Here is a 7869-nt window from a genome sequence, read left to right on the forward strand (position 1 = left end):
GTTGGGGGGCGAGCCCTCGCCCCGGCCCCCCCCTCTCCCAAACCCAGCGTCCACGGATGCCGCGCCAGCCCGACCCGAACGTCACGGATGCCGCGAACCTACAGCAGGTTGCCGATCGACTCGTCGCCCTCGGCCACGTTACCCGCTTCCGTATCCTCGTCGAGCTGGGACAGGCCGGGCCCGACGGGCTCGCCGTCGGCACGCTCCAGGACCGCCTGGGCATCGGGCCGGCATCGACCCTGTCGAAGCACGTCGCCAACCTTGTCGCGGCGGAGCTGATGACACAGGAACGTCGCTCCACGGTCCTGGTTTGCCGGGCCTCGGATGCGGCCCTGGCCACCCCGCGGCGAGACGTGTGCGACATCCTAGGATCCTGAACGCGCTCGACGTCCCCCAACCCGCATGCAAATGGGACGGGATCGACGCCCCCGAAAACCGCGCGGGGGCTTGATTGATGGGCATGGTAATGGCGTGGCGACACGTGACGTTGACGGATAGACGGCGCTCCACGACGCCGAGCAACGGCGGTTCAAGCAGCCAGCACCGCCGACTTATAGACGCGTTCGTGGCGCAGCAGCGCCCAGACGGTCCGGGCCATTTTAGCCGCCAGCGCAACGATGGGGTGTTGGCATGCGCCCGCGCCAACAGGCGCCGGAGCCATTGGCGATCCGCGGATCGCATTTGCGAAGGGTCGGCATCGCCGTCGGGCCCCTGAATCAGCATCATGCGCAGGTACTTGCTGCCGCGCTTGGTGAACCACAGGACGCGTCGACCGCCCATTCCTCCGACCCACCCAACGAGGGACGATCGACCAGCGCGTCGTCCTTCAATCGTCGCGTCGCGGGCTTCGAGGCTCCTGGGCATAAAGGGCCGGCATGGCGTGCGGCGCCTTCCCTATCCGCTTCTGCGGTCTCGGGGAGAGGGGGTGCATCGCATCGGCGGATATAGAGCTCGGCTCCCTGCCTAGACCCCGCGCTGGCGATGTCGCTTTTCCTAGCGGCGACGTCGACATCCCACCCTTGGCCTCTCCGTAGAAATTATAGTCTCCATCGCTCATCTCGTTAGCCGAGCCACGCGCCGGGTCTCGCGGGCGCCCATCATCCGAGACCGAACGCGATTCAGAGCGCTAACCGGTGCGGAATCGATGACGCGATGCCGCGGAGAGAACCCTTCAGTGCGATGACCACACCGCGCTGGAACACCCCGCAGCAGTCATACGCCGTTCCTAGGGCTGGTTGTGGCTTCTACGCACTTGCGGTTGTATTCATGATATAACTACAACCCGTTGCGAACTTGAGCAACCGTCGAGGCGACGTTTTTTTTGACGTCGCCCACCCTGAGGCCACCACGTGACATCCATGAAGACATCCAAGATCGCCACCGAGGCCGATCGCAGCATTGGCAGTCGGATCGCAGCCCTCCGGGTCGCGAATGGGCTCAGTCAAACCGCACTAGGCGAAGCTCTAGGCATCAGTTTTCAGCAAGTTCAGAAATACGAAAAGGGTCTTAACCGTATTGGCGCAGGGCGTCTTCAGATCACTGCTGATATATTACAGGTTCCCATCACCGCATTTTTCACTAGCCAGGTAAAGCCAGTTTCGAAACTGGGTACCAAAGGGAGATCCTTCAACGATCCACAAGTCGAAGAGCTAGTGAAAATATTCACTCATAATACAGATCAGGAAATGCGAAAAACCATACTTTCTCTTTTGAAAACTGCGGTAAGACTTCAGTACCGGCGCTCACGGCAAGCGGACTATATTCGCATGAATGAATTTTGAACTGCGCGAGATAATATTCTGACCAAAACTATCAATGCATATTATTACTTAGGTGGCGTAATCCACCCCGTTCGCTATCGGCGAACCATTCTCATTGTGATAACAGCTCTGAGTAGAAAGCTGCAGAATATGAACAATTGCTGTAAACTTAGCCTATAATATTTATAGCAGTGTTCAAGACTGAGTAAATTCTTCTTTGCGGACGATTTGGCATGCCATGTTGCATTCCTAGTCGCCGCAATTCGCTTCGGCGCAACGAACCAACCATCGCAGCGACAACTCTTCTATTTAAGGTTGTGTTAACTATCAGGTACTATCTCTGGGTTGTGGGGCATTCGGATCGTGTGAGGCTCCTCAGCTTGCGACTGGAACCCCGATGAAGGTTGAACGGGTCATGGGACCGCCACTTGCTAGAAACGAGATGAGCGGACGTCGTTCGAACGAAGGCAGGATTTTACGCGTCCTGTCGACGCTCATGATCGTGTCCCTATGGTTGCCATTCGTGCGAGCCGAAGCTGCAACCCTAAACTTCCGCGGTGTGGCTGTATCTACGTGTTCGTTGATCAGCGGCACCGATGGGATTTTGTCGTTGGGATCGGATCTACAGTCGTGGTCAACGATCACGCCGGCTACAATCGTTGCCGCGAATACTGGGCCGGCCACACTTACAATCACCGGTCCTACCAATTGGACGAGTTCCCCCGCCGGCGTCCCATCGACGAGTTTCGCCATGTCCGCGAATCTAACGGGTGCCAACACGGCATCGCTGACCGGGCTAGCAGTTGCCGCTACCAGCAACCTGCCGGCACTGGGGAGTACGGTGGTCTCCGTATATCTTACCGCGCACGGTAACGGCACTTATACATCTGGCTCATACATGGCGCAGGTTACGGTTACATGCTTGATAAACTGATATCTTCCGCCGCGTTTATATATTTATTCTCATCAGCTGTGCAAGCCCACGCGCTGTTTCCTGGTCGGCAAGTCGTCTACACTGCTGGCGAGCGTGCGATTGCCTATTTCCAGACGAATCACGACGGCAAGAAAGCCCAAGAGTATCGCGTCGAGCTGTTCGATGTGGATCGATGGGTCGCGTCCAGCCATGCCGTGGCGTCGCAGGAAAAGATCGCCATGGGCCCTTATTCGATCGCACCCGGCGCCTCCAACTCGCGACGTTTCTCCGTGATGGTTGATTTGAGCGGCCAGAGGGAGAGAACGATTCGGGTCTGTACTAAGTCCATTGCGCCGACGAACTTACTGGAGGCTTTCTCGACTGCAGTGAACACCCGAGTTTGCTCAACACTCGTCGCGAGGAGGATTTGATGAAAGCTGCAATCGCTGCGTCAGTGTTTTTGATGCTGATTTGGAGTACGTCGACCCAGGCACAAACCGGATTTTCGCTTCCGTCCGCCTCCGCCAGTGCGGGACAGGACGAGTTTCATGCCGCGGATGGCACAAGTTGCCGTACAACGATGGATGGCATGAAGCGCGTCGAGGTTGGCTCCTACGGTGCCGCGGGCAATAACCCGCTGACGTCGTCCTACCTCTACAATTATCCCTATTCGAACAACGTATACGGTCAACCCTCGGCACAGAAAAATGCTGGTGTGTACGCTCGTTTCTCCATGTCATTGGATGCGTCCAATAACCGTATGGATTGCACCAAACTTTACGAACTGGAGTTGGAAAGAAGAAGGATCGAGATCGAAATCATGAAAAGAAGTTTGGTTGTTTCCGATCAAAAGCTCGACGAGCTCAAACGCAGGGAACCGGTGCGTGAGGAACCGGTTTCGAAGGTGGCCAACCCGAGCGCCGGTCTAAGAGGTTCGTATCCGCCGCTCTAACGTTCGCTCTCGGCGCAAATCCAGGACGGGTTGCCCACGGACTGGTATCGATCGTAAGGCCTGCCCGAATTTCAAGCTCATGGCCGTTCACCGGTTGTCCCGTCCCTATCGGTTCAGGCACCTTGAACCTTCGGTCTCCCATCGATTGCTGGAGTCAGTGAATTACTTTTATCCTCCGGTCCAGCCCACAGCCGGATGTGTCGTTGTTCTCGTGAAGATGGGTTATTGAATGACGTAGAATAGCTTGATATCAACCGCCGAGCGACGAATTTGAGGCATGTGAGGCTCTAGGTGATTGGAAAACGACGGGGTGGGAGCCTGATACTGGGGATTTGAAGGTAAAGCGTGCAACCGCAATGGCTCGTATATCAATTGCGGACGAACCGATGACCCATTGCGGACCGATGGGAGCGTTTTGCTTCACCATTACCCCGACCTGCCTATGAGACGCATCTGGGCACTCTCAATCCAGAAGAGATTTCATGTGCCTGTTCCGATCCGGTTTGCGCGCCCTCACCGACGCGATCAATCGCTCCCGCAATTGGCTCGCCCCCGATCTCGATGGCAAGATCCGTAACATAAACGGCAACTTCCTCCAACACCATGGCTACAGCCGCGCCCGTCGTGGGTGATGCCGCAGGGCGTGGCAAGCTCCGGCATAGCCCCGTTCGGTCGGGCCCGGTTCGCCGTGCGTTCCGAAGGACGGCATGGAACGATATTGCTTTACGCCATGGTTTGACATGCGCCCGAGACGAAGCTGTTCAAGTCAGGGTCCCGACGACCTGAAATCCGTGCCGCGCCTCGGAAATCGCACCCTAAGAACCGCCGCGATCGTCGCAGAGACTTTGTTCTCGATCGCTGCACAATAAATAATTGATTATATACCTGAAAGTGGTCTCGTGAAATTCGTCGATTGTCGTCGCAGTATACTGTACGGAGCATTTTGGGGGCGGAGCCGTGCTCTGTCCCCGAATCGTCAACTTCTGGAACTCCAAAAGCAGATTCCAACCCTTTTCGGGCTGTTGTCCGCGAATACGTGTGCGCTGTCGGCCACCCATTATCGACTTGCGCCCCTATCAATGACGGTCGGACTTCCCTGCGTACTCATCATCCTATGCTTGATGCGAGCATTCCAGTGGTGGCACATGCGCCCCGAGACCATCGATGAGGCTCGTGCCGAGCACTACCTCTTGCGAACCACCGCCTGGACCACGATTCTATCTGTCGCGTTCGTCAGCTGGGCCATGGCCTTGAATGGTTATGGCGGCGCATATGAACAGGGGCATGTCGCGATATTCGTGGCCATCACGGTTATAGCTTGCATCTTCTGCTTGACGCATCTGCCCGTAGCAGCGTTTCTAGTCACGGGCATCGTGATGAGCGTGTTTGTATTCTGCTGCGTCGCCAGCGGGAACCCCGTCTTCCTTGCAATCGCTGTCAACATCGCATTCGTGACGGCAGTGATGGTACGGGTTCTCAACAACAATTTTCGCGCTTTCGTCCAACTCGTCGCATCTCAGGCTGAATCGGTGCGGTTGTCGGAGGAAAATGCACGTCTCGCCCATACGGACAGTCTGACGGGCCTGCCCAATCGCCGCTATTTCTTTCAGTGCCTGGACGCGCTTATACAGGCCTCGGCGACCAACAATACGAGCTTCGCTGTAGCGATCTTTGACCTGGACAGCTTCAAACCCATCAACGACACTTATGGGCACAATGCAGGTGATTGTGTTCTGCAAGAGACCGGTCGACGCCTCGCTATCTTCGAGGCATCCCAGGTAGCCGTCACACGGTTGGGCGGCGACGAGTTCGGCGTACTGTTTCGTTCTCCCGGGACGTCGGAAGAGATCACCGCCATCTGCGACGGCATATGTGAGTCGCTGCGGAAGCCGATCGTCTTGGGGAACATCAGAATGATCACCGGCTGCTCCGGCGGACTGGCCGAATTCCCCGGGGCGGGACGAAAAGCAGACGAATTGTTCGATCGCGCGGATTACGCGCTGTATAACTCGAAAGAGCATCGACGTGGCACGACGACCCTCTTCTCTCAAGAGCATGAGGATGCGATCCGGGCCGAGCGGCTCATAGAGGCCGCTCTACGCACGTCCGACCTCGACGCGGAGATGGAGGTGCACTATCAGCCGATCGTGGATACGCACTCCGGCGCGATCGTCCTTGTCGAAGGGTTGGCGCGCTGGACCAGCCCGACTCTAGGCAGAATCACGCCCGATCGGTTCATCGCCGCGGCGGAGCGCTGCGGGATGATCCAGACCATGACCTTGCTGCTCCTTCGCAAGGCGCTGGCCGATTGTGCCAGGCTTCCAGCTGAGATCGGCTTGTCCTTCAATCTGTCCGCCCATGACTTGGCCTCCCCCGAGACCATGATTGCCATCCTTGCCGTCGTCAGAGCCAGCGGACTGGAGTTCCCCCGACTCACTATGGAGCTTACCGAAACCGCCCTGATGCGCGACTTCGATCAGGCGAAGACCTCTATAACATTGTTGCGTGACCTGGGCATCAAGATCGCACTGGACGATTTCGGGATCGGCTATTCGAGTCTCAGTTACGTGCACCGGCTGCCTCTCGACAAGATCAAGATCGATCGCAGTTTCATGGCGGACATCGATACCGCCCGCGGGTGCAGCCTCCTGTCGACGATCCTGGACCTTTGTCAGAATCTTGGGCTCGACGGCATCGCCGAGGGTATCGAAACCATCGGTCAGTTCGAAGTGGCGCAACGACAAGGCTGCCGCTACGTTCAGGGTTACCTGTTCGGCAAACCAATGCCGGTTAGTGAGCTTCTTCAAATAATTTCGTATGGATCCGCGGCCATCCGTCTTCGTGCCTAACGAACGGCTTCTCCAGAGGGAACCGTAAGTACCAGCATTGCCGCGGACGCTAACTCTATCGCGAGCCAGAGTTGAAATCGGGCTCGCGGACGTCGGAAACGCCGGCGAAGCTCTTGTCGACGCTGTAAATTTTGATACCGGGAGGGGGACCTGCCGCAACCCGCGTTTGACCGGGCCTGCAATCGCGCTGGAAAACTTAGTTCAAGGGGGTGGGCGGCCCATGACCTGCCCCATTTGGTGACCCAGGAGTGAAGTTAGTGCACGGTTGGCCTGGAGTTGCCCCCGTTTGTGGTCCACGGCCTATGCAAGTTCCCGAGCTGTGTGGAGTTGACCCGGTTTGTGGTCCACGACCTATGCAAGCTCTTGGGCTGTGACAGCTTGGTTGGCGAAGGCTCAGGGCGTTAAGCCGCCCAGGGCCGTATGGGGGCGATCTTCGTTGTAGTGCGACCTCCAGTCCTCGATGCGCTCGCGGGCATCGGCCAGCGACAGGAACCATGAGGCGTTCAGACATTCCGCCCGTAGGCGGCCGTTGAACGAGTCGATGTAGGCGTTGTCTGTCGGTTTGCCCGGTCGTGAGAAGTCGATCTCGACCCCGTTCAGGTACGCCCACTGGTCGAGCATGCGCGCAGCGAACTCCGGTCCATTGTCCACCCGTAAGCTCTTTGGACGACCGCGGAGCTTCACCAGTGCGTCCAGGGCCTCGGTCACCTGGAAGACGCGGAAGTTGGCTCTCGGTTTGAGTGAAAGCGCCTCTCGCGTATGGCAATCGACGACCGTCAGGATCCGGAACGAACGACCATCGAAGAGGCGGTCGGACATGAAATCCATGGCCCAGACCTCGTTGGGCCCGCCGATGGCCGGCCGCCCTTGCCGGTAGCGAGAAGCCCGTTTGCGCTTCAGCAGCTTGGGCCCGATCGATAGTCCCTCGTCCCCGTAGATCGGGTAGGTGCGCTTGTGATTCAACTCTCAGCCCGCCCGTCGCAACAGGATGTGCGGCCGCCGATAGCCGTAGCGCACCAGTGCGGCAGCCAGCTCCTTCATCCGCATCCGCAGCGCGACCTAAGGGTTCGAGCGCTGCCTGTAGTGGTCAGCCCCCATTGAAGTGGTCCGCCCTTTGGTATGGCTTTTGAGCCTGGAGGACGGACGAGATGGCAAAGCACCCGAAGCCCGAGGAGATCGTCGCGAAGCTACGTCAGGCGGACGTTCTGATTTCACAGGGCCAGAGCGTGGCCGATGCAATCCGCGCGCTCGGTGTGAGTTCGGTGACGTACTACCGGTGGCGGCGTGAGTTTGGCGGCCTGAAGTCGGATCAAGTTCGACGGATGAAGAGTCTTGAGACCGAGAATTCTCGGCTTCGAAAGGCCATCGCCGATCTCACCCTCGACAAGCTGATCC

At 57.9% G+C, this 7869-nt stretch carries 6 protein-coding genes and 2 pseudogenes; 6 read left to right on the forward strand and 2 right to left on the reverse strand.

Features of this window, described 5'->3' with window-relative positions; genetic code table 11:
• Window positions 1-377 (forward strand): helix-turn-helix domain-containing protein (locus FV230_RS21170; protein ID WP_210248648.1); only part of this gene is annotated, 377 nt, incomplete at its 5' end.
• Window positions 378-529: 152 nt separating this feature from the next.
• Here the strand turns inward: FV230_RS21170 and FV230_RS30920 are convergent.
• Window positions 530-777: pseudogene (locus tag FV230_RS30920) on the reverse strand (IS110 family transposase); the annotation flags it as partial.
• A gap of 581 nt (window positions 778-1358) precedes the next feature.
• On the opposite strand from FV230_RS30920, the gene FV230_RS21175 reads away from it, so the two are divergent.
• From FV230_RS21175 to FV230_RS21190, 4 genes are all read left to right on the forward strand, one after another.
• Entirely contained in the window at window positions 1359-1781 is a 423-nt protein-coding gene (locus FV230_RS21175; protein WP_147843799.1) for a helix-turn-helix transcriptional regulator, read from the forward strand.
• An 897-nt stretch (window positions 1782-2678) separates the two neighbouring features.
• The gene (locus FV230_RS21180) at window positions 2679-3104 is read left to right on the forward strand and encodes a hypothetical protein (RefSeq protein ID WP_147843800.1); all 426 of its coding nucleotides are present in this window, start codon (window positions 2679-2681) and stop codon (window positions 3102-3104) included.
• Window positions 3104-3625 carry a hypothetical protein gene (locus FV230_RS21185; RefSeq protein ID WP_147843801.1) on the forward strand — a complete coding sequence of 174 codons (522 nt, stop codon included), beginning with the start codon at window positions 3104-3106 and terminating at the stop codon, window positions 3623-3625. Before FV230_RS21180 ends, FV230_RS21185 begins: the two co-directional genes overlap by 1 nt.
• Before the next feature lie 926 nt (window positions 3626-4551).
• Window positions 4552-6474, forward strand: a complete 1923-nt coding sequence (locus FV230_RS21190) for an EAL domain-containing protein (protein ID WP_246694944.1) — start codon at window positions 4552-4554, stop codon at window positions 6472-6474.
• 393 nt (window positions 6475-6867) lie between these two features.
• Here the strand turns inward: FV230_RS21190 and FV230_RS21195 are convergent.
• Window positions 6868-7557: pseudogene (locus FV230_RS21195) on the reverse strand (IS3 family transposase); the annotation flags it as partial.
• Between the two features lie 65 nt (window positions 7558-7622).
• Here FV230_RS21195 and FV230_RS21200 point away from each other — a divergent pair.
• Window positions 7623-7869 (forward strand): transposase (locus FV230_RS21200; RefSeq protein ID WP_147843803.1); only part of this gene is annotated, 247 nt, incomplete at its 3' end.

The sequence above is a fragment of the Methylobacterium sp. WL6 genome (genome assembly GCF_008040095.1).
Classification (GTDB): Bacteria; Pseudomonadota; Alphaproteobacteria; order Rhizobiales; family Beijerinckiaceae; genus Methylobacterium.

What these genes read in the sequence shown, in the direction of transcription:
- FV230_RS21175 (WP_147843799.1), top strand. Translation starts at nt 1,359, where the DNA reads ATGAAGACATCCAAGATCGCCACCGAGGCCGATCGCAGCATTGGCAGT.
- FV230_RS21180 (WP_147843800.1), top strand. Translation starts at nt 2,679, where the DNA reads ATGCTTGATAAACTGATATCTTCCGCCGCGTTTATATATTTATTCTCA.
- FV230_RS21185 (WP_147843801.1), top strand. Translation starts at nt 3,104, where the DNA reads ATGAAAGCTGCAATCGCTGCGTCAGTGTTTTTGATGCTGATTTGGAGT.